Origin of the sequence: Pseudanabaena sp. FACHB-2040 (assembly GCF_014696715.1) — a bacterium.
In the GTDB taxonomy this organism is placed as follows: domain Bacteria; phylum Cyanobacteriota; class Cyanobacteriia; order Phormidesmidales; family Phormidesmidaceae; genus JACVSF01.
In genome coordinates, this window is sequence record NZ_JACJQO010000040.1 from 1 (window position 1) to 18,961 (window position 18,961).

An 18,961-nucleotide genomic window follows, 5' to 3' on the forward strand; every position below is an offset into this window, starting at 1 on the left:
TCTTTAGATGCATCCATCGCTTCCCTATCCCTCGCTATACTGCTCAAAGCTTAGCGTTGTTAGCTATCTACGTAGCTAAGCATTCCTACTCATCGCAAATTTGGGATGCACTCGATCTGATCCGCTTGTACACCAACAATACTCACGCCGCGCATATTAAACTGCGTACCATCACGATGGGTGCCGAACCAGTACCACTCAGCCCAGGCCGTGTCACCCTCTACTGCCGAACAGAGCAACTCTGAGTGAAAGTCTGGGATGGCGTGGAAGATGCCAGACCAATTCTTACGGGCATTCTCAATTCCCTCGAAACCTCTCTCAGGATGGAGTGGATGATTGCCCTGAAAGTTGGGTGCAAAGCAGGCTAAAAGCGCTTCTAGGTCTTGTGCGTTCTGTGCTTGTTGCAGTCGCTCTATGACGGCGATTTGATTGGATTTCATGATTTCTCCTTAATTAAAAAGCCTAACCCTGTTTGCGATGAACTCGTTAAAACGGCGTAACACTGCTCTGAATCCTCCTTGCTCTAGAGGATATACAGCAAACCAGATAACACCGTCGCGAGCGGATGAAGGTGATACTCCAGGGAAACGACGACTCCAAAGTTGCCTCCTCCTCCACGCAGTCCCTAAAGTAGATCCGGATGCTTCTCGGCATTTGCGGCCACAAGCTGCCCGTCGGCAGTTACCACTTGTGCTGACAGCAGGTTATCGGCACCCAGTCCATAAGCACCCGTCAGAGGACCATAGCCTTCCCCCAAAGTAATCCAGCCATCCCAATGCTGGAAATGGTTCCCGTAGCTGTCGCCAACCCATAGATTCTGTGCTGCCTCAATCAGGTCGCCAGCCGTTGCTCCACCTTGAACATGGGCTGTGCGCTTGTCCGGATTAATGGTGACGGCTCTCATCTGGGACAAATCGATCGCGACGCCATTCTTCAGACAAAACTCGTCCGGCAAAATCGTGTCCTCCACCTCGAACAGAGAGTCCCAGTCCCTGCGCACGTGTCCAGCGAACCGTGTGAATGACATCTTGCACACTTAGACAACGAGCGATCGCCGCTCAAAGTACTAACTCAAGCGATCTGCCAACGGTTTTGCCGCGATCTCGTTCAGGTCAGCCACCGTTTGCTGCGGAAGTTGCAGCGCCGCAGCTTTGACATTCTGACGTAAATGCTCAACCGATGACGTGCCGGGAATCAGCAAGATATTGGGAGAGCGCTGAAGCAACCATGCCAGCGCTACTTGCATCGGTGTCGCGTCTAAAGACTTGGCGGTGCTTTCAAGTACCGAAGATTGTAGCTGCGTGAACCCACCCAGCGGGAAGAACGGCACATAAGCGATGCCCTGCTGTGCGAGATCGTCGATGAAAGCATCATCTTCCCGGTGCGCCACATTGTACTGGTTCTGCACACAGACAACTTCCGTGATCGTTTGCGCCTCTGCTAACTGTGTAGGCGTGACATTGCTCAAACCGAGGTGACGAATTAATCCCTGCTTCTTAAGTTCGGCTAAGGTCGTCAGCGGCTCGGCGAGAGAACCCTCCGATAGTCCGTGACCGTCACCCATGTCACCCATCAAGCGGAGATTGACGATATCGATCGCATCGAGTCCGAGGTTATGCAGGTTGTCGTGAATTGCCTCAGTCAGATCCTGCCGCGACATCGCAGGAACCCATGATCCATCTTTAGGACGACGTGCTCCAGCCTTGGTTACAATCACCAAATCTTCGGGGTAGGGATGTAGAGCTTGTCGAATAATCTGATTTGTGATGTGAGGTCCGTAGATGTCGCTCGTATCTATGTGATTAATGCCAAGTGCGATCGCTTCGCGCAAAATAGCAACGGCTGCATCCACATCTCGTGGCGCACCCATTACATTCGGACCCGCGAGTTGCATAGCACCATAGCCGATGCGTTTCACTGTGATTGAGGTGTTCGGCAGCGTAAAAGTGCCGCCAAGGTTCGTTTGCTCAGACATATTGCTACTTTCTCCAAGAATTTTTTAGTGGTTTACCGAAAGCAATGCAGCAGCATCTCCCTGACTCTTTGAGGGTCCTCTTAAGATGCTTTCATCCTGTACAAGATTTGTTGAGAGTAGAGTTGTTGTAAAAGCTGGAAATTCAATCAGCTCTTATTCGCTGCTCACGCGCAACACAATTTTGCCCAGATAGTGCTGTCTCATCGCTGACTGCGCTTGTGCCGCCTCTTCCAGCCTAAATGTCTGTGCGATGTGAACTTGAAACTCACCGATGCCGATCAATCGATTGAGTTGGTCTAACAATGTTGGGTTGGCGAACCCATTTGCTTTCTTGAGTTCCACACCGGCGGGTGCTTTAGGTTCGGGCATCACGCCATTAGGAAAGGTGGTCATTCCGCCCTGACGGACCAAACTCAGCGTTGATTGAACGGTATCGCCGCCCGCCAGCACCAGCGCGATATCGAAGCCATCGGGCGCAAAGGCACGGGCGCGTTGCACAACGTCGTCGCTATGTCCGTCTACTGCTTCATCCGCCCCCAACTGCTTAACCAAAGCTACACCGTCTGCACCCGATGCGATCGCGAAAACGTTCGCGCCCATGCGTTTAGCCAGTTGTAGCGCAACGTGACCGACGCCACCGCTCGCGCCCCACAGCATCAATTTGGTTTTGTTGCCTGTCCCCGACACTTGCAAATTGCTGAGTGCCGTTACACCAGCAATGGGTAGCCCGCCCGCCATCAACATATCGAGACCATCGGGCATCGGCGCGACCGTCTCTGAAGAGACGACGACGTATTCTGCATAGCTATCACCCTTGTCGTTCATGAAGCTCTGGGCGTAAACGCGGTCGCCAAAAGCAAAACGTTCAACGCCATCGCCAATCGCAACAATAGTGCCTGCACATTCACCGCCCAGCACACGCGGAAAGTGAACTTCGTTATACACTAGCTCACCTTCACGCTCCATCTCATCCCAGATGCCGACTCCGGCGATCTTGATGCGAATCAAAACTTCGCCTGCATCCACTGTAGGCAAGGGTAAGGTGTGCAAAGTCAGCTTGTCAGCATGACCGAACTCGTCAACAGTCATTACTTTCATTTGTTGGGGAGTATTTTGCATAAATAGGTTCTCCTGCTAATTGCTTGAGTTGTTATTGAGGGGTTCGGAGGCGTAAAACTGCTGACAAATTTTGTTTGGACGGATTGCCATTTCTTCCAAAAAGTTTTTAATTGTTTAAGGAGGACAATGCGGCATTGTTCTCTTTTTTTTAACGTTTCCTAAATGCGTTCATCTTACAAATTCGAGCTAGTATTTCCAATGCCTAGAGCTCTTTGATCCTTGCTTAATTCTCCAGCATGGATAACTGGTAGCAATGCAAAACTACATAATTGCCTTCAGCGAAGACGCGCTTAAACTGGACGCACTTGCCCGGATATTCTTTCGCCATCCTCTCGAAATATTCGATGAAAGCCTGCTTCCCGTCGGCCACCGCTGAGTTGTGCTGGATGTACACATCGCCGACATATTTCTCGATGGCTTCTGCAGGCTGACACTAATTGAACATCAGGTCATAAAACGCCGTGACCGTTTGTTTGTTGTGCTCAAGTTTATCCGTCATCCGTTCCACACCTCACATTACCCGAAACGCCCAACGGCTCAAATCAGCGGCGGCGAAGAAACTCGAACGCGGCACTAGCGGCTTGACACCGTTTGCTTCATTGTTAGGTGACCGCTCTAGACACAGCACCCATTTAGATTGACGTAAGGACGAGAACTGCTCGCGGAGCTGCGTAGAATGGTTCGCTGCGTTCCAGGTACCGCTGGTAGAAGGGCAGTTGCAGGATTTCGTTCAGGTACTCGTTTCCGTTACGCCAGCGCTCGAACAGCACAAACATCCCAGGCTGATCGGCGACCTCACCGACCTCAAGTGAGATGCACGCTTCCAAACGGCGGGCTTGAGGCAAGATCTCTCGGAGTTCCATCAAGAACTCCTCGCGGTACTCAGGCTGAATCATGAGCGTGTTACTCATCATCAGTTCTTTGTCAGAGACTTGTGGCATCTTTTCCTGTGGCATGTGTGTTTCTCCTTCGACTCTGTTCGATGGGAAGTTTATAGATGGACTTTTATACGCGATCGGGTAGTGCTTTTTAACGAGGAAGCGATCTTAGATTTGTGCCATGCCACCATCGACGAATAGCTCAATGCCGTTGACAAAGCTGCTGTCATCTGAAGCGAGAAAGACAACGGCTTTGGCGATCTCGTCGGGTGTGCCAGCTCGTCCCAATAGAATATTGTTAGCTTGGCTCGCCACAAATTCTTTCAACTGCTCTTCACTGAGTCCTCAGAGAAGATCGTAAGCGGGAGTCGGAATGAGACCAGGGCTGACCGCATTCACTCGAATCTGGCGGTCTTTGAGGTCGAGTGTCCAGGTGCGGGCAAACGATCGCACGGCAGCTTTGGTGGCACCATACACGCTGAAGGCTGGGATACCCTTGATGGAATTAGTTGAGGCATTCAGGATGATGGAAGTGCCCTCTGGCATCAGCGGCAGTGCCTTCTGCACAGTGAACAGTAGACCCTTGACATTGGTGTTGAAGGTTTTGTCAAAGTGTTCTTCGGTGATCGCTCCAAGCGGGATGAGCTCGCCACCACCAGCATTCGCAAAGATCACATCCAAGTGGCCTTGCTCTTGCTCGATCGTGGCATAAAGCCGATCGAGGTCTGCCAGCTTTGAGACATCGCCCTGAATGCCAGTCACGTTCTTACCAATCCCGTTTACAGCCGCATCAAGTTCAGTCTGGCGACGACCCGTGATAAAGACATAGGCACCTTCGGCGACAAATCGCTTGGCAGTGGCAAGTCCGATGCCGCTGGTGCCGCCAGTGACAAGCGCAACTTTTCCTGAGAGTTTTTGTGACATGGTGTTTTCCTGGTTGAGTTTACGGGAAACGTAAGGCATGGTGATTAACGCTTATACGTCAATCGGGCATTCTTGTGAGTGTTCATCCAAGTACAAAAGTGGAATGGATTATTGCGTTTAGATGTGCGCGATAACCTTCAAGATGCAGCGCTGATCAATTCCTCGCTTTTCGCCCAAAGCTGCTTGGCTTTGTTAGCGTCGAGCGCATACGACCTGACACCATCGGCAAACGGGTTGGGCGTGTCATCAATCGGTGCGATCGCACAATCTTCGAGATAATGTCCACCGATCTCGTCTTTATTCGCCACGACTGCTGCCCAAACCGATGTCGCGGCTGCCTGCGGAATTTCTTTCAACTCTTTCGGCGGCAGACCCGCTTCGGTGCGCGCTGCGTCAACAGTCTGCAAAAGTCCCTGCAAATCCTCCGGCAAGAGATGGCGGGGTAGATCCGTGAGACTGTTTCCGGGCATCACCGAAGCAGCCCGAATGCCGCGATCACGATGCCGCCTGTCAAACTCCACAGCGAACAGTGAATTGGCGGTTTTCGAGCGGCTATAGGCAACCCATGAATCGTACGCCTGCTGCTCGAAATTCGGATCGTCCAAATCGATATCGGCACCACGATGCGCGAGCGACGACAGGACGACCAGCCGTCCATTATCGGCGAGCAGCGGCTCGATCCCATTGATCAGGGCGAAATGACCAAGATGGTTCGTCCCGAACTGGACTTCAAAGCCGTCGATCGTCCGACCGAACGGAGTTGCCATAACGCCAGCGTTAGCGATGATGGCATCGAACGGTTGACCGTCAGCCAACAGTTTATCCGCACAGGCACGAACGCTTTGCAAGGATGCCAGATCGAGATTGATCAACTCCAGGCTGCCACCTCCTGGGGACGCAGCATCACGAACCGATGCAGTGGCTGGCTCAGCTTTAGCGAGGTTCCGGACCGCGCCGACGACGCTCGCGCCGTGCGAGACCAGTGAGCGGGCGGTTTCAAGCCCAATGCCTGACGATGCACCCGTAATGAGAAATCGCTTTCCCTTGAGATTAATGCCGGAAAGCACCTCGTCGGCGGTCGATTTTGCACCAAATGTTTCAGTCATTTCTTCTTCCTTTAATTGTGCGTTTAGCACTAATAACCAGCATCATGGCTCCAGTCAGTAGCGAGATTCGGATATAAGTCGTAGCAATCAGGGTTCTCCTCCCAGCATGAGTTGGTGGCTCTACAGTAAGCCATTGGGCAGACACCCCTTTCGCGTGATAGTGATTATTCAGGCCGCTCTGATGAGCACCAACACGAAGACCGTGGGCAGGTTGTTGATAACGTGGGCAATGACGCCAGGCCAGATCGAGCCGCTGCGGCGGAACAATTCAGCGCTGACGAGACCAAATACCAAAGCTATTGCGAAGACGATGTTGACGCCGTGAGCGAGGGCGAAGATCAGGGTGCTGCCCACAACACCAATCAACGGGCCGTAGCGCAGCAGCGCGTTCGTGATAACACCCCGGAAGAGCAGTTCCTCGACGAGGGGCACGAGCAGACCGATAAACAGCGTAGCCAGCACCAGGGACAGCACCCGGCCGCTGCCAGCGTCACCGTACACCTCCTGGGGGGTGGAGCTATCTCCGGTGAGGGCGGTGTAGGCCATGGCCGCAAAACCTCTGACCACGAAGGCGACCACCCCCGCTCCGACCCCGATCAGGAGCCAGCGCGCCGTGGTGCGGCGCACACCGAAGGCGCTCCACGAGCGGAGGCGCAGCAGCGCCGCTGCCGCAAACCCAGCAAAGGGGGCGATAACAGACAGCGCGGCGAGGGCTAGGCCGTAGACGACGGGATCGAGGCCGAGCTGCCCGGACAGCATCACCTCTCAAGTTCTCTTTGTCTTAGTTCACTTGAGTGTAATTAGTTCCAACACTCAACTTCTTGCAGATTCCTATGGAGTTCCCGATGGAATTAGCGAACCTATTTCAGTGTTACTTTAGTAAGTTGCTTGAAGTGCTGTATCCAACATTTCGCACTGCCGCTCGACTACTGCGCTACATACCCACCATCTACCATCAACGTTTCACCTGTTATGAACGATGCCAGGTCAGATGATAAAAACAGAACTGCATCTGCAACTTCAAGCGGTGTTCCAATTCGTCCGATCGGGTGGAGTCCTGTTATGTAAGCTTTGACCTCATCCTGCCCACCTGTCGCTGCTTCAAACATATCTGTTTCGATTGCTGCTGGTGCAACGACATTGATGCGAATACCCGCTTTGGCATATTGGAGCGCGGCGGCTTTTGTTAAGCCTACGACCGCATGTTTACTCGCGGGCGTTGCTGATCCTGGGGATGAAGCAATACCTGGAATCCTTGACGCTTCATTTCAATATGAGTGAAGCCATCCCTCTATTCAGCAACGCCTACTCGCGGTGTAGAGGGGTTGGGTAGGAACTGCAACGACTCCAGCCCCAGATGATGTATTGACGATCGAACCACTTCCCTGTTTCAACATCTGAGCGATTTCATGCTTCATCGACAACCAAACGCCTTTGACATTGACGTTCATCGTGCGATCGTATTCAGCTTCTGTTTGCTCAATCAATGAGGGGTTTTCGCCGACAGTTCCTGCATTATTAAAGGCAATATCTAACCGACCAAAAACGCTAACCGCTTTATCAACCATTGCTTCAACATCGGCTTCTTTCGTGACATCTGCTTGCACAAAAATCGCCTCTCCGCCAGCTTCCTGAATCAATCGAACCGTTTCTTCACCTTCATCCATTCGACGACCAACCACCACCACCTTTGCTTGTTGTTGGGCATAGGTGATCGCGGTAGCTCTGCCAATTCCCGATGTGCCACCAGTGACTAACGCCACCTTATTCTGAAGTATCATTCTACTTCTCCTAAAATCAAGCCCGGTTGTTCTCTCTTGAAATGGATCGATTCACTGTGAGTCCACCATCAACCATCAAAAATTAACTCGCTGTATATCCACCATCGATCGCCAAAGACTGACCTGTGATGTAGCTGGCAGCATCAGAGCAAAGAAAAATAACGGCTTGAGCGATTTCTGCTGCCTGGCCAATACGACCCATCGGAACCATAGACCCGAGATCATCAAACGTGATACCCATCTGGTTAGCGCTACGAGCCATAAGGTCAGTCGCGATCGGACCCGGATTGACAGCATTAATCCGAATGCCCTGTTTGGCATAATCGAGGGCAGCCGATCGCGTTAACCCCATCACGGCATGTTTGCTGGCAACGTAAGGAGAGATTCCCGGCAACGCAACAAGACCATTCGTTGATGAATTGTTCACGATCGCGCCTGCGCCTTGGGTTAGCATCTGCTGAATTTCGTATTTCATACAGAGAAATAGCCCTCGTGCATTGATCGACATGATCTGGTCAAAATCCTCGATCGATTGTTCATGCAACGGTGTAACAACAAGATCGATTCCAGCATTGTTAAAGGCACAATCGAGTTTGCCGTAAGTAGCGACCGTTTTTTGCACCAGGGCTTGCACATCCGCTTCACTCGATACATCTGATTTGACGAACAAGCATTCTGCCCCAGTCTCGCGAATCAAATCAGCCGTTTCTTCACCTTCTACACCGCGTATGTCCGAGAAGACCACTTTTGCTCCCGCAGCACCGAATGCAATTGCTGTTGCTCGACCAATTCCCGATGCGCCTCCCGTAACTAACGCCACTTTATCTTGCAGTATCATTTTGTTTCTCCTGTTTCAATCAAGATTGACTTTCCGAGATTTAGCTCATTTGTCCAATCGGTCGAACAATGATTTCATTGACATCTACGTCGACGGGTTGCTCGATTGCGAATGTAATTGCCCGTGTGATCGCTTCTGCTGGAATGGCAGAGTCGCGGAATTTCTCCACCCATTCCGCTGCTTCAGCATCCGTGGTCGTGCTGGCGAGTTCAGATTCAGTATTTCCAGGCGAAATCACTGTCACCCGAATATCCGGCGATTCCTGCCGCAGTCCCTCGGAAATCGCTCGAACCGCAAACTTAGTGGCGCAGTATATGGCTGCGGTTGGATAGACGTTGTGCCCGCCGATCGAGGATAGATTGACAAACTGCCCTGATCGTTGCTGCTTAAAGAGAGGTAGCGCAGCAGCAATCCCGTGAAGCACACCGCGAATGTTCACATCAATCATGCGGTTCCATTCATCGACCTTCAGCACCTCAAGCCTGGAGAGTGGCATCAAGCCTGCATTGTTCACCACAACATCAAGGCGACCAAATTTATCTTGGGCAAACTCGACAAAGGCTTGCATGTCTTCGAGGTTGGTGACATCCAGGGTACGGTATTCTGCTTCGCCGCCTTTAGAGCGAATTTCGGCAGAAATTGCTTCCAGTCGATCGGTGCGCCGCGCCCCTAACACAACCCGTAAACCCTGATGAGCCAGCAATCTGGCAGTTGCTTCACCAATACCGCTACTAGCTCCAGTAATCGCAATAACTTTGTTCTCAACAGTTAACATGGTGATTGTTCCTTGTAGGTGATTAAAGCTGATTAGCAGTTAGACTGCTTTTAGGATGTCTGCCTGTACGACTTGGGCAAGCTGCTTCATATACAACCGCGCCCATGCGATCGCGTTTTCTCTCAGTCCCACCACAACAACACCTCGCATATCGAGTTTTGTGCCGTTGGTATGGTTGCCTTGCCAGTGCCACTCCGACCAACCCAACTCACCCGCGATCGTATGGGTGATTAATTTCGCTTGAAGATCAGGAACTTGAGCGAACAGAGCAGTCCAGTTCTTCCGCACCTGTTCTGCACCGCTGAGGTTTCGCTCCGGATGAACGGGTTGTTCACCTACGAAGTCAGGAGCAAAGCAGTTCACGAACGTATCAATGTCATGAGCATTGATTGCAGCTTCCATCGTGAGCAGAACCGAGAAAGTGTTTTGAATAGAGGTAGTTTTTGTGTTCACTTTGTTATCTCCATTGTGCTTAGAGGTATTACTCGTCTGAGCCTTTATGCTGCCTTTGGCAACCCAGGAAACTTTGTTGACTAACGAGACCACCGACGACCCTCCCGATCGCTCTGGGAAACGGGTTCGGATGCCTCGTCGCGTTTGAACCCCTTGTAGGCGATCGCCAGGAATATGGGAATTATCACCAGCACCGATAGCGCCACGTAGGTAGCATGGAACTCGCTGACGATAAACAGGGCCGGCGTGGACACGACGGTTCCGGCAGCGTTCACCACGAGAAAGCCGAAGATGTTATTGGCGAAGTGTGCGCCGATGGCCAGTTCGGTCGTTCCGTCCACCAGCGAGACGACCGCCAACACCAGACCCCCACCAACGAAGTAGTATAAAAAGCTCGTGAGCCAGCCACCCGCGCGCGCCTCCGGGTTTAAGAGATGCGGCACGGCGAAGACCACCGTCGACACAAGCGCCAGAAAGATGCGGTTGGCCCAGATGCGGCTCGCGCCCTGCACGATGTACCCGCGAAAGAACAGTTCCTCGGTGGTGGTCTGGAGCGCGGTCAGGATCAGGGCAATCGGCACGAAGCGCGCGAATGCTGCCAGGTCAGGGGCGAAGGAGAAGGTGTCTGGATAGAACAGATACTGCCCCATCCCCCCTACCAGACACAGCGGGATGAACCACGCCACGAACCCCTGGCCGATGCGGCTCCAGCGTACTCGCTCCTGCGCCGTAATGAGCGTCCGGGGATGGCGGCGGTGGATAAGGGACACGGCAATGAGGACTCCCGCAAGGAAAAATGGGAAACCTGCCATGAGCACCAGGAAGCCCCTCACGGAACCGATCGCGGAGAAATCCTGCTGTGTGTACGCCGCAAGTCCCTCCTGTCCAGCGATCGCGAACGCGACCAGTGCGCTGGCAGCGCTCCCGACAACCAGCTGCGCAACGAGGATGACCACCAGCCCCAGAAGGTACCGCCACCCCCGATACTTACCCCACCCGGCAGCTTCCACGTAAGTCGTGTCTTTCACTTCCGTTCCGATTCCCTGCTTTCCTTTGGTTGCTTTGATCCTCATCTTTGTCTCCTTGACTCGTACATGTATGTAGTCGTGCATGTAGTACTTGGGTCTGGTTGCTAGTTGCCGTTGCTATTGTTTTCAAGGTTCAATAGGATCACCGACGATCCCACTGGTGGTCACGCGGACGGCATAAATCATGCGCCCGATCGGGAGACTTTGTTTGGTGTGATCCGCTCCAAGAAAGCGGCAGAGGCTTTTCCGACTCCCGCGAATAGTTAGAACGCGAATAGTTGGAAAACACTTTAGACGTGATGATTAACGTCTAGATTGTCTTTGCTTTAGCTAACTTGAGTGTAGTAAGTTTAAACACTCAACTTCTTTTAGATTCTTATGGTGATTTATCAAATTCTTACAGCGCTAGCGAATCTGTTTTGGAGTCATTCCAGTCAGACGCTTAAATTGTTGCGTCAGATGGCTTTGACTAGAGAAGCCGACTTGTAGGGCGATATCTGCGATCGCCAAATCTGTTTTCTTCAACATCAATTTCGCCTTCTCGACTCGCTGTTGAATTACATACTGGTGTGGTGAAATCCCCGTTGCCTGTTTAAACAAACTAGCAAAGTACGTGGGGCTGATGTTAACAACACTGGCCAGTTTTGCCAGGGATAACTCTCGATTCAGGTAGGTGTGAATGTAATCGATCGCCTGCTCCAACTGGATACGAGTGAAGCTGTTGTTTTGGGATGCGATCGGTTGCGTTAGGGTCGAATAGTGTCGTAGTAAATGAATCACCAGAATTTGAGTGAGTGATTCGACATATAATTGCCCCATCATTCCACCCGAGCGCAGCTCAGCGAACATCAGCATGCCAATCTGATGAAGTTGTAAATCTTGCTGGCCGAAACTATGCACAAGCTCGAACCGGTTTGAATCAATATCAGAGGCTTCAGCCACTTTTTGAATCAATTTTGGCTTTAAGCAAATGTGTAGCGGAGTGCAGATGACACCACTTTTATCTCTACACCAGTAGCTTGGTTGTCCAGCCGGGACAAAGAGATTGTCCCCTTCATTAAGGATTGACTCATGCAGGCGATCGTCCCGTTTCTGAATTAAAGGAGCGGGATTTCCTATATGTAAGTTGAGCCAATGCTCTGAGAGGGCTGGGAGTTCCACCTCAAAAGCTGAAACAGGGCTTTGACACTCTCAACGAAAACATCATTCCAGTTCATTTGCTGACTGGAGAACATCAGTTTTTTATTGAACTGTCGGCTGAGTTCTAGCGAGTTGAGAGGGCCGCTGCTCATAGAGTTTGCTCTCACCGATTGTTTGCAGTTACAAAACAAACACTTTTCAGCCCAGTCGTGGCGCAGCAAAAGCATTCATCAGTCAGGAACACAAAATAGTGATTGACATACGAGGTACAAGCCAACGATCAAGGCTTCTATCCTTAGTCAGGTTTTGCCGACGCAGCCAGGAGCCGATCATTCAGCAGAAGTGTTCCCGGCTATTAATTCTATGCCGTCGATTTCATGGGCTTGTACTGAATAGGATTGTTTCAGCAACTCAGCGACTTCTTGCGCGATCGCAATCAGAGCATAATTAACGCTAGCATCATGGAGAGAATCAGTCTGAGGTATACTCCCATGCTCAAAATCATTCTTGCGTTGTAATCTTGAATGCGTCATAGGCTCATTCTCAATAAACTTCTTAGTGCATAGCACTCTAGGTGGGCAATACCAGCACTTCGTGGATTGCCGTTGCTGCATTTCCGCCTGTTTGGGTTCCACCACCAAACACAAAGATTCGGTTGCCGATTGCCGATGCTCCCAATCCATGTCGTGGAGTTGGCAAGGGCGGCAATGCCTCCCAACCGTCGGTTTCCGGGTCGTATACCCAACTTTCGGCGAAAACCTTCTGCTCTGGAACCCATTGTTCGCCGCCAAACACGTAAAGCTTGCCGTTGAGTGCGGTTGCAGCCAGACCCCCTTGGGCTTGAGGTATGGGCGCTCGCGTTACCCAACGATCAAGCTCTGGATCGTAGACCTCAAGATTTGGCACATTCACCTGCTGCGTCGTGCCGTCAGCATTCCTGACAAAATTGCGACCGCCCACCACATAGATCTTGCGATCAATGACAGCCGCCGCTGCACTATTTCGCGCTGTTGGAGCATCGGCACGTGCTGTCCAACGCCCTATCGTCGGGTCAAAGACTTCGTTTCGCACACTGGCAATGTGGTCATTGAACAGACGCGCGTCGTCAGTGGCTCGAACACGCCCACCAATCAGGTATATCTTGTCATCGACCACTGCGGATACGCCCTCTGCACGAGCCGCTGGCAGGTCAGTCCCTCCAGTCCAAGTATTAGAGGCAGGATCGTAGATAAACATTGTTGGCTGTGCCCGCCAGTCTGGAAATCCGCCTGTGAAACCGCCCACACCATAGAGCAAGCCATTGACTGCCGATAGCGTGATGTGATGTCGGGCTTCAGGAAGCGGTCTCAAGACTGTCCATGTATCGTTGACCGAATCATAAGACTCAAAATGGGCTGAGAACCCGGTATTTGGGCTGAGTAAACCGCCGACCACGTAAATCTTTCCATTCAAAACTTCTGGATATAGCTCTTGCCGAGCGACTGTTGGCGGCGCAGCTTCAGTCCAATAGGGTAACTGGTTTTGTGCTTGAGTGAGCACGGGCGAACCTAACGCTATGAGCGAAAAGACCAACAGCGGCAGGAAAATCAAACCTCTAAATCTACGCAACATGATACAGACTCCATCTCAACCGATCGGACGTGGATTTGGCATGCGAACCAACCCGCTAAAATTCTTGCCAGGATACCAGGGCGTTTGTAGAAGATTGTCGTCCAGTCGCACCGAAAACTACATACACAAAATTTTCCTCGTGACTCCATGATGTATCTACATCACCTGGCTAATCGGGCGGACAATCACTTCATTGACATCAACATCGTCCGGCTGAGACACAGCGTATAAAACAGCTCTGGCGATCGCCTCTGAGGAAAGTGCAGTTTTGCGAAATTCTTTTAACAAGCCTTTGGATGACTCATCGGTGATATCAGAGCCAAGTTCGGTGTCAACGACACCCGGAGATATGGTAGTGACGCGAACATTTTGTGATTCCTGCCGCAGTCCTTCAGAAATTGCCCAAACCGCATACTTGGTTGCACAATAAACTGCCGCAGTGGGTCCTACCACATGGGCACCAATGGACGCAGTGTTGATGATTTGCCCACCACCTTGCGCTTCCATAATCGGTAGCCCTGCCGCGATGCCATTCAATACGCCCCGGATGTTCACATTAACCATATTGTCCCATTCCTCAACTTTCAGGGCATTCATCGGGGATAGGGGCATCACGCCTGCATTGTTGAAAATGACATCGACGCGACCAAATTTGTCTTTGGCAAACTCAAAAAATGCTTTCACATCTTCGCGATCGGTGACATCGATCGCTTTAAATTCTGCTGTACCGCCCTGGTTATGAATCTCCTCAACAATCTTCTTTAGTTTTTCCGTACGCCGTGCCCCCAGAACTACCTTTGCACCATATTCGGCAAGTAATTTAGCAGTGGCTTCCCCAATGCCGCTACTAGCTCCGGTGATGACGATGACTTTGTTTTTTACATTCAACATAGTGAGTTTTCCTTTTGCTTTAGTAAGTGTGAATTAAAGAAACATACCGCCAGAGACTTCAATTCTCTGAGCATTCACCCAGCGATTGTCTTCAGAAAGTAAAGATGCGATCGCACCCCCAATGTCATCGGGAAGATCAACTCGACCTAACGCGGTTTGCGAAGCGAGGAAGTTGTTGATTTCTGGATTGTCACGGACTGCACCGCCCGCAAAATCTGTTTCGATCGCGCCCGGAGCCACAACATTTACGGCAATCTGTCTGTGCCCTAGTTCTTTTGCCATATATCGAGTCAGCACCTCGATCGCGCCTTTCATGCTGGCATAGGCTGAGTAGCTCGGCAGCGTAAAGCGAGCAAGCCCCGACGAAAGATTCACAATCCGTCCACCGTCCTTGAGCAGTCGCAACAGCGTTTGGGTGAGAAAGAAAACGCCCTTGAATTGGAGGTTGATCAATCGATCAAAATTGTCCTCGGTTGTTTCAGCAAACGGCTTATGGATCCCAATTCCTGCATTGTTCACCAGAAAATCAAACTGCTCGGTCTGCCACGTATCTTGAAGCGTCTGTTTGACCTGTGCCGCAAAGTCATCAAAGGGTTTTGTGCTGGAAGCGTCCAATTGCAGGGCAGCGGCTTTACCGCCCATTTCTGCAATCTCAGAGACAACGCGACTTGCTTCTGCCTCGCTGCTGCGATAGGTCACAATTACATTAACTCCTTTTTTAGCAAGGGCCAACGCCGTACTTTTGCCCAGTCCTCGGCTCGCTCCTGTGACCAATGCGATCTTTGTGTTATTTGTCATAGTTAATTCTCCTTATGGAAGCTGCGGAAGTAGCTCTAGCTCAGTGACAGGGCGACTAGCACTAGTTTCTCGGTGAAATTCTTGTCCACAAATCGTTGAACTCTTGCATGTCTAGAAAGGCGATCGCTTCAATCGCTTTGCCGTCCTGCATTCTGAAATACCAAGTGTAGGTGTTCCGATAAGGTCTGCCGTCCCCGGCGGTCGCCTCTCCATCCCACAGGGCAATGACCATATCGCCATCTGCCCAGATGCCTCGTACGGCTGGCACAATTGGAGTCGATAATCGGGCACTGGTCGGGTTAATAACTCGATCAAGTAACGCTTGCTTGCGATAGGTGCCCGCAGTTGCGCCAGTACCCGTAATCGTCCAGGTTGCGTCTGAAGAGAGCAGGTCGAAGAAGTTACGAGTTCCGTTGCGCCAACCGTCGAAATACTGCTGGACGATTTCTTTGTTGCGCTGCTCGATCACCTGAGTCTTCTGTGCATCTGCTTGATTGGGCTGAGTTGCCTGAGCCAAATCTACAAGTGCTGGAACCCGATCGAGGGCAGGCAGATTATTCAATGCAGTCGAGTCGTGACTTGGCTCAAACGCAGTCACATTCGACTGAAAACCTGCCCCATCTGTGCGAGCTTGCGTCACCGCTGGAATAGCCAGCAGCCCGATCAGCCCTGTGCTAATGAAAACCTGACCTAAATAACGCATCATCTCAATCTCCTAAGATTTTTACGCAATTCGAGTCATCGTTGCTCTACAAAGGGGAGGCATAGACGACAACCTTATCGATGTGACAACCACTGGTGAGAAGGGAAAGAGTTGCTTGAAATGTCGAGTGCTTCGACCGCGATCGGCTGCAACCAATTCTCCAATGATTTTTCACTTTCACTTGCTGTTCAATGTTTTGAAGGGCTCATCTTTCTCGGTAAAAAACATAGCCGCCATGATAAAGTACGCCGTCACGAAACTCGCCATCGGCGGTAAATCCAGTATCGTCCCAGTAATTAATGCGATTTCCCGTTATTTCATAGCGCCCCTGATACGCGCGCTCTCTGTCGCCGCGAGCTTCGTCGTAACGGTTGTTGGGTAGAAGTTCATGACGGATATAACCATCTTGCGTGACCCACATTCCGACGTAAAGGTTATTTGATTGGTCGGCTTCTGTGTTGACTTGATTTGGATTCATCGTTTGGCGATTACTAGAGGTTTGAGGAGATGGAGCAATTGACAAAGATTCAGCAGCAGAAGCTCCTACGGATGATTCTGGCGCAGGTGCTTCTGCCGTAGGTTGAGAAGTGCAGCTCATCAATGAAAAAGCTCCCAAACTGATCATCACTGCCAATATTTTGGACATCGTTTTTGTTTCATATAAGACCTGCTTTGTCTCAATATGGTTTGATACTGAATTGTGTTCTGAGCCACAAAACCGTAGTGTTAATGTGTCGTTTCGACCTTCCAAACTGATCGTTTTCAGCCTGATGGCTGCGAAGTCTACAGCTCGATTGACAACAGCTAATTGCAGGGGCAAGATTTGAGCGCTAAACTGCAGTTAGAGGCTGTTGTACTCGAATAGTTTCATCCTATAAGCAAGAATCAGGAGGCTAAATGCACAAACCTCGCAGATGATTGCCTAATCCTCTCAAAAGACGCAGACAAAGAAGAAAGATTCCTATAATGATTGCAGGAGTAGGGCTACATCAATTAGGAGTTCAGCATGACGATCGAGGAACTGCACCATAATCTCCCAATCGACGCTTCTCCCAACGGAGGGATTTTGCCAACACAACGGCAGTTGGCGATCGATCAATGTGCAGAACTAGCAGCACTCATAGATCAGCATACAGACCGTCAAGAAAGCGGTTATTGTGCAACTGCGATCGAACCCTTAGTCTTTGTGCGATCCAGTACTTCCAAAACAATACAGGAGGTCAGCGAACCGCTGTTTGCCATTGTGGTGCAGGGTGAAAAGAAATTATCGCTCAACGAGGAAATCCTTCAGTATGGTGTCGCTCAGTATCTGCTGCTTTCGGTCGATTTGCCGCTGAGTGTTTGCATGATAGATGCAACACCCGATCGACCTTATCTCGGATTTAAGCTTAAGTTAAACCCCGCCGAACTCTGTGACATCATTGCTCAAACGAACTCGGAGACTGTTCAGCAAGAGAACTCAGTTCGAGGCTGGTGCGTCAGCGATGCCAATCCGTCTTTGATTGATTGTGCTACACGGCTCACGAAGCTTCTAAATACGCCACAGGATATTCCGTTTTTAGCACCAATGATCATTCGCGAAATCTACTATCGCCTGTTGATGGGTGAGCAAGGCGAAGCAGTGCGACAGATTGCGACCTCTGGAAGCAATATGCAGCGCATTACTGAGGTGATTAAACGCATCAAAGCAGAGCTTACGGAGCCGTTGCGGGTTGAGGATCTTGCTGAGCAGGTGAATATGTCCGTTTCCTCGTTCCACCGCCACTTTAAAACAGTCACCTCGATGAGCCCGCTGCAATATCAAAAACAATTACGGCTCTTAGCTGCGCGACAGATGATGCTTGCTGAAAATGCTGATGCATCTCAAGCTGCTTATCAGGTCGGGTATGAGAGTAGTTCACAGTTTAGTCGCGAATATGCCCGCATGTTTGGTGCGCCGCCTATCCGCGATGTTGAACGTTTACGGACAACCGAAACAGTGCTAAGTAGGTGAACAGAATTAAACGTAGTGATAGAGGTAAGGTAAACCTTGCCTATTTGATCTCATCGTGTTTTGCAAAAACACATCCCTAATTTTTGCAGATTATTTACGCCACGCTGCTGATTTCATTTTTAATTTTGGTTGAAATGACGAAAGCCTTTAATTCGGCAATCTGATTGCTACAAAAGCGCCAAATGTTGCAGTACGAGTAATGAGCCGCCTTCCCGTTTTCGTCCTTCATTGTTATGTCGCCGAGTGCCGTAACAAAATTATTCTCAGCGATTAAGTTGGCAATCCTAAACTTTGGCGGCTTTACGTATGTCGTCGCCATCCATTGGCGAACGGATTCTTTTCCGTTAAGGGTCTTATCGCCTATAAAGGTTTATTCGATGTCGTCAGCGCAGAATGACAAAAATCCTTCATGGTTGCCTTCAGCGATCGCCGCGTTTGCCGCTTCTAATACCAATTCTTCAATGACTCTGATGGTAGATAAATTAGAGTAAAAGGGCTGAGAGCCAGGCGGAGCAAATGACAGCGCCCCGTATAGCCAAGCCAACAGTCGCTTTTGTAGATGACTATTGCGAAGAATACCGAGACATCTTTGCTGAGGTAAGAAGCTTCGAAGCATTTAAGCATCTGCACCTGGGGATGGTATCTGAGGTGAAGCGAAAATCACTACCTGCGATTGCCAAGGTTACAGGATTACCTAACGCTCAGTCATTGCAACAGTTTTTGGTCAAGTCACCCTGGAGTGCAGGAGCGCTGAGACAACGGAGAATCGAGCTGATTCTGTCACTTCTTAGGGGCCGAAAGCTAGTGCTGGTGATTGATGAAACCGGAGACCGCATGTCAGGCGACAATTAGACAAAAGCAGCGATGCCAATTACTTGGCAGCTTGAGAGAGTTCCCTATCAATAGGATCGTAAGGGAGCAAAACGACAGCTAGAACACAGGTTCTGT

General features: G+C 50.7%; 20 protein-coding genes and 4 pseudogenes. 2 read left to right on the forward strand and 22 right to left on the reverse strand.

Annotation, left to right across the window (positions count from 1 at the left end):
- Positions 1–89: 89 nt before the first annotated feature.
- From H6G13_RS27640 to H6G13_RS29680, 21 genes and pseudogenes are all read right to left on the reverse strand, one after another.
- Complete coding sequence (locus H6G13_RS27640) at positions 90–440, reverse strand: nuclear transport factor 2 family protein (RefSeq protein WP_190488945.1); 351 nt, start codon at positions 438–440, stop codon at positions 90–92.
- Between the two features lie 185 nt (positions 441–625).
- Entirely contained in the window at positions 626–955 is a 330-nt protein-coding gene (locus H6G13_RS28445; protein WP_199306941.1) for an FAD-binding protein, read from the reverse strand.
- Between the two features lie 111 nt (positions 956–1,066).
- A complete protein-coding gene (locus H6G13_RS27650) occupies positions 1,067–1,975 on the reverse strand; it encodes an aldo/keto reductase family oxidoreductase (protein ID WP_190488947.1) in 909 nt (302 codons plus the stop codon).
- A gap of 153 nt (positions 1,976–2,128) precedes the next feature.
- Positions 2,129–3,094: an NADP-dependent oxidoreductase gene (locus H6G13_RS27655; protein WP_199306942.1), complete on the reverse strand. Its 966-nt coding sequence runs from the start codon at positions 3,092–3,094 to the stop codon at positions 2,129–2,131.
- A gap of 244 nt (positions 3,095–3,338) precedes the next feature.
- Positions 3,339–3,593: pseudogene (locus H6G13_RS29665) on the reverse strand (nuclear transport factor 2 family protein); the annotation flags it as partial.
- Between the two features lie 133 nt (positions 3,594–3,726).
- Positions 3,727–4,050 carry an antibiotic biosynthesis monooxygenase gene (locus tag H6G13_RS27665; RefSeq protein ID WP_190488949.1) on the reverse strand — a complete coding sequence of 108 codons (324 nt, stop codon included), beginning with the start codon at positions 4,048–4,050 and terminating at the stop codon, positions 3,727–3,729.
- A 90-nt stretch (positions 4,051–4,140) separates the two neighbouring features.
- A pseudogene (locus H6G13_RS27670) lies at positions 4,141–4,896 on the reverse strand (SDR family oxidoreductase).
- A 137-nt stretch (positions 4,897–5,033) separates the two neighbouring features.
- Positions 5,034–6,002 (reverse strand): SDR family NAD(P)-dependent oxidoreductase, encoded by a 969-nt coding sequence (locus H6G13_RS27675; protein ID WP_190488951.1) that lies wholly within the window; start codon positions 6,000–6,002, stop codon positions 5,034–5,036.
- 168 nt (positions 6,003–6,170) lie between these two features.
- Positions 6,171–6,761, reverse strand: coding sequence for a CPBP family intramembrane glutamic endopeptidase (locus H6G13_RS27680; RefSeq protein WP_190488953.1), 591 nt, complete (start codon positions 6,759–6,761; stop codon positions 6,171–6,173).
- Positions 6,762–6,928: 167 nt separating this feature from the next.
- Positions 6,929–7,783: pseudogene (locus H6G13_RS29670) on the reverse strand (SDR family oxidoreductase).
- Positions 7,784–7,865: 82 nt separating this feature from the next.
- On the reverse strand, positions 7,866–8,621 hold the full coding sequence (locus tag H6G13_RS27690; protein WP_190488955.1) for an SDR family oxidoreductase: 756 nt from the start codon (positions 8,619–8,621) through the stop codon (positions 7,866–7,868).
- A 40-nt stretch (positions 8,622–8,661) separates the two neighbouring features.
- The gene (locus H6G13_RS27695; RefSeq protein WP_190488957.1) at positions 8,662–9,396 is read right to left on the reverse strand and encodes an SDR family oxidoreductase; all 735 of its coding nucleotides are present in this window, start codon (positions 9,394–9,396) and stop codon (positions 8,662–8,664) included.
- 39 nt (positions 9,397–9,435) lie between these two features.
- The gene (locus H6G13_RS27700; protein ID WP_347277544.1) at positions 9,436–9,849 is read right to left on the reverse strand and encodes a nuclear transport factor 2 family protein; all 414 of its coding nucleotides are present in this window, start codon (positions 9,847–9,849) and stop codon (positions 9,436–9,438) included.
- An 80-nt stretch (positions 9,850–9,929) separates the two neighbouring features.
- Positions 9,930–10,922, reverse strand: coding sequence for a CPBP family intramembrane glutamic endopeptidase (locus tag H6G13_RS27705; protein ID WP_190488959.1), 993 nt, complete (start codon positions 10,920–10,922; stop codon positions 9,930–9,932).
- A gap of 360 nt (positions 10,923–11,282) precedes the next feature.
- Positions 11,283–12,038, reverse strand: a complete 756-nt coding sequence (locus H6G13_RS29675; RefSeq protein ID WP_347277545.1) for an AraC family transcriptional regulator — start codon at positions 12,036–12,038, stop codon at positions 11,283–11,285.
- Positions 12,039–12,346: 308 nt separating this feature from the next.
- On the reverse strand, positions 12,347–12,550 hold the full coding sequence (locus H6G13_RS27715) for a hypothetical protein (RefSeq protein WP_190488961.1): 204 nt from the start codon (positions 12,548–12,550) through the stop codon (positions 12,347–12,349).
- Positions 12,551–12,587: 37 nt separating this feature from the next.
- Positions 12,588–13,628: a kelch repeat-containing protein gene (locus H6G13_RS27720; RefSeq protein WP_190488963.1), complete on the reverse strand. Its 1,041-nt coding sequence runs from the start codon at positions 13,626–13,628 to the stop codon at positions 12,588–12,590.
- Between the two features lie 156 nt (positions 13,629–13,784).
- On the reverse strand, positions 13,785–14,519 hold the full coding sequence (locus H6G13_RS27725) for an SDR family oxidoreductase (protein ID WP_190488965.1): 735 nt from the start codon (positions 14,517–14,519) through the stop codon (positions 13,785–13,787).
- Between the two features lie 33 nt (positions 14,520–14,552).
- The gene (locus tag H6G13_RS27730) at positions 14,553–15,317 is read right to left on the reverse strand and encodes an SDR family oxidoreductase (protein WP_190488966.1); all 765 of its coding nucleotides are present in this window, start codon (positions 15,315–15,317) and stop codon (positions 14,553–14,555) included.
- Between the two features lie 61 nt (positions 15,318–15,378).
- A complete protein-coding gene (locus H6G13_RS27735; RefSeq protein WP_199306943.1) occupies positions 15,379–16,023 on the reverse strand; it encodes a nuclear transport factor 2 family protein in 645 nt (214 codons plus the stop codon).
- A 202-nt stretch (positions 16,024–16,225) separates the two neighbouring features.
- The gene (locus tag H6G13_RS29680) at positions 16,226–16,498 is read right to left on the reverse strand and encodes an Atu4866 domain-containing protein (protein ID WP_347277546.1); all 273 of its coding nucleotides are present in this window, start codon (positions 16,496–16,498) and stop codon (positions 16,226–16,228) included.
- Positions 16,499–17,026: 528 nt separating this feature from the next.
- Here H6G13_RS29680 and H6G13_RS27745 point away from each other — a divergent pair.
- Complete coding sequence (locus H6G13_RS27745) at positions 17,027–18,013, forward strand: AraC family transcriptional regulator (RefSeq protein WP_190488968.1); 987 nt, start codon at positions 17,027–17,029, stop codon at positions 18,011–18,013.
- A 94-nt stretch (positions 18,014–18,107) separates the two neighbouring features.
- Here H6G13_RS27745 and H6G13_RS29685 read toward each other — a convergent pair.
- Positions 18,108–18,485 (reverse strand): annotated as a pseudogene (locus H6G13_RS29685) (nuclear transport factor 2 family protein).
- Positions 18,486–18,529: 44 nt separating this feature from the next.
- On the opposite strand from H6G13_RS29685, the gene H6G13_RS27750 reads away from it, so the two are divergent.
- The gene (locus H6G13_RS27750; protein WP_190488970.1) at positions 18,530–18,865 is read left to right on the forward strand and encodes a transposase; all 336 of its coding nucleotides are present in this window, start codon (positions 18,530–18,532) and stop codon (positions 18,863–18,865) included.
- Positions 18,866–18,961 lie beyond the last annotated feature (96 nt).

Excerpts from the sequence above, each read along its gene's own strand:
- H6G13_RS27640 (WP_190488945.1), bottom strand. The coding sequence starts at position 440 with ATGAAATCCAATCAAATCGCCGTCATAGAGCGACTGCAACAAGCACAG.
- H6G13_RS27650 (WP_190488947.1), bottom strand. The coding sequence starts at position 1,975 with ATGTCTGAGCAAACGAACCTTGGCGGCACTTTTACGCTGCCGAACACC.
- H6G13_RS27655 (WP_199306942.1), bottom strand. The coding sequence starts at position 3,094 with ATGCAAAATACTCCCCAACAAATGAAAGTAATGACTGTTGACGAGTTC.
- H6G13_RS27665 (WP_190488949.1), bottom strand. The coding sequence starts at position 4,050 with ATGCCACAGGAAAAGATGCCACAAGTCTCTGACAAAGAACTGATGATG.
- H6G13_RS27675 (WP_190488951.1), bottom strand. The coding sequence starts at position 6,002 with ATGACTGAAACATTTGGTGCAAAATCGACCGCCGACGAGGTGCTTTCC.
- H6G13_RS27680 (WP_190488953.1), bottom strand. The coding sequence starts at position 6,761 with ATGCTGTCCGGGCAGCTCGGCCTCGATCCCGTCGTCTACGGCCTAGCC.
- H6G13_RS27690 (WP_190488955.1), bottom strand. The coding sequence starts at position 8,621 with ATGATACTGCAAGATAAAGTGGCGTTAGTTACGGGAGGCGCATCGGGA.
- H6G13_RS27695 (WP_190488957.1), bottom strand. The coding sequence starts at position 9,396 with ATGTTAACTGTTGAGAACAAAGTTATTGCGATTACTGGAGCTAGTAGC.
- H6G13_RS27705 (WP_190488959.1), bottom strand. The coding sequence starts at position 10,922 with ATGAGGATCAAAGCAACCAAAGGAAAGCAGGGAATCGGAACGGAAGTG.
- H6G13_RS27715 (WP_190488961.1), bottom strand. The coding sequence starts at position 12,550 with ATGACGCATTCAAGATTACAACGCAAGAATGATTTTGAGCATGGGAGT.
- H6G13_RS27720 (WP_190488963.1), bottom strand. The coding sequence starts at position 13,628 with ATGTTGCGTAGATTTAGAGGTTTGATTTTCCTGCCGCTGTTGGTCTTT.
- H6G13_RS27725 (WP_190488965.1), bottom strand. The coding sequence starts at position 14,519 with ATGTTGAATGTAAAAAACAAAGTCATCGTCATCACCGGAGCTAGTAGC.
- H6G13_RS27730 (WP_190488966.1), bottom strand. The coding sequence starts at position 15,317 with ATGACAAATAACACAAAGATCGCATTGGTCACAGGAGCGAGCCGAGGA.
- H6G13_RS27735 (WP_199306943.1), bottom strand. The coding sequence starts at position 16,023 with ATGATGCGTTATTTAGGTCAGGTTTTCATTAGCACAGGGCTGATCGGG.
- H6G13_RS29680 (WP_347277546.1), bottom strand. The coding sequence starts at position 16,498 with ATGAATCCAAATCAAGTCAACACAGAAGCCGACCAATCAAATAACCTT.
- H6G13_RS27745 (WP_190488968.1), top strand. The coding sequence starts at position 17,027 with ATGACGATCGAGGAACTGCACCATAATCTCCCAATCGACGCTTCTCCC.
- H6G13_RS27750 (WP_190488970.1), top strand. The coding sequence starts at position 18,530 with ATGACAGCGCCCCGTATAGCCAAGCCAACAGTCGCTTTTGTAGATGAC.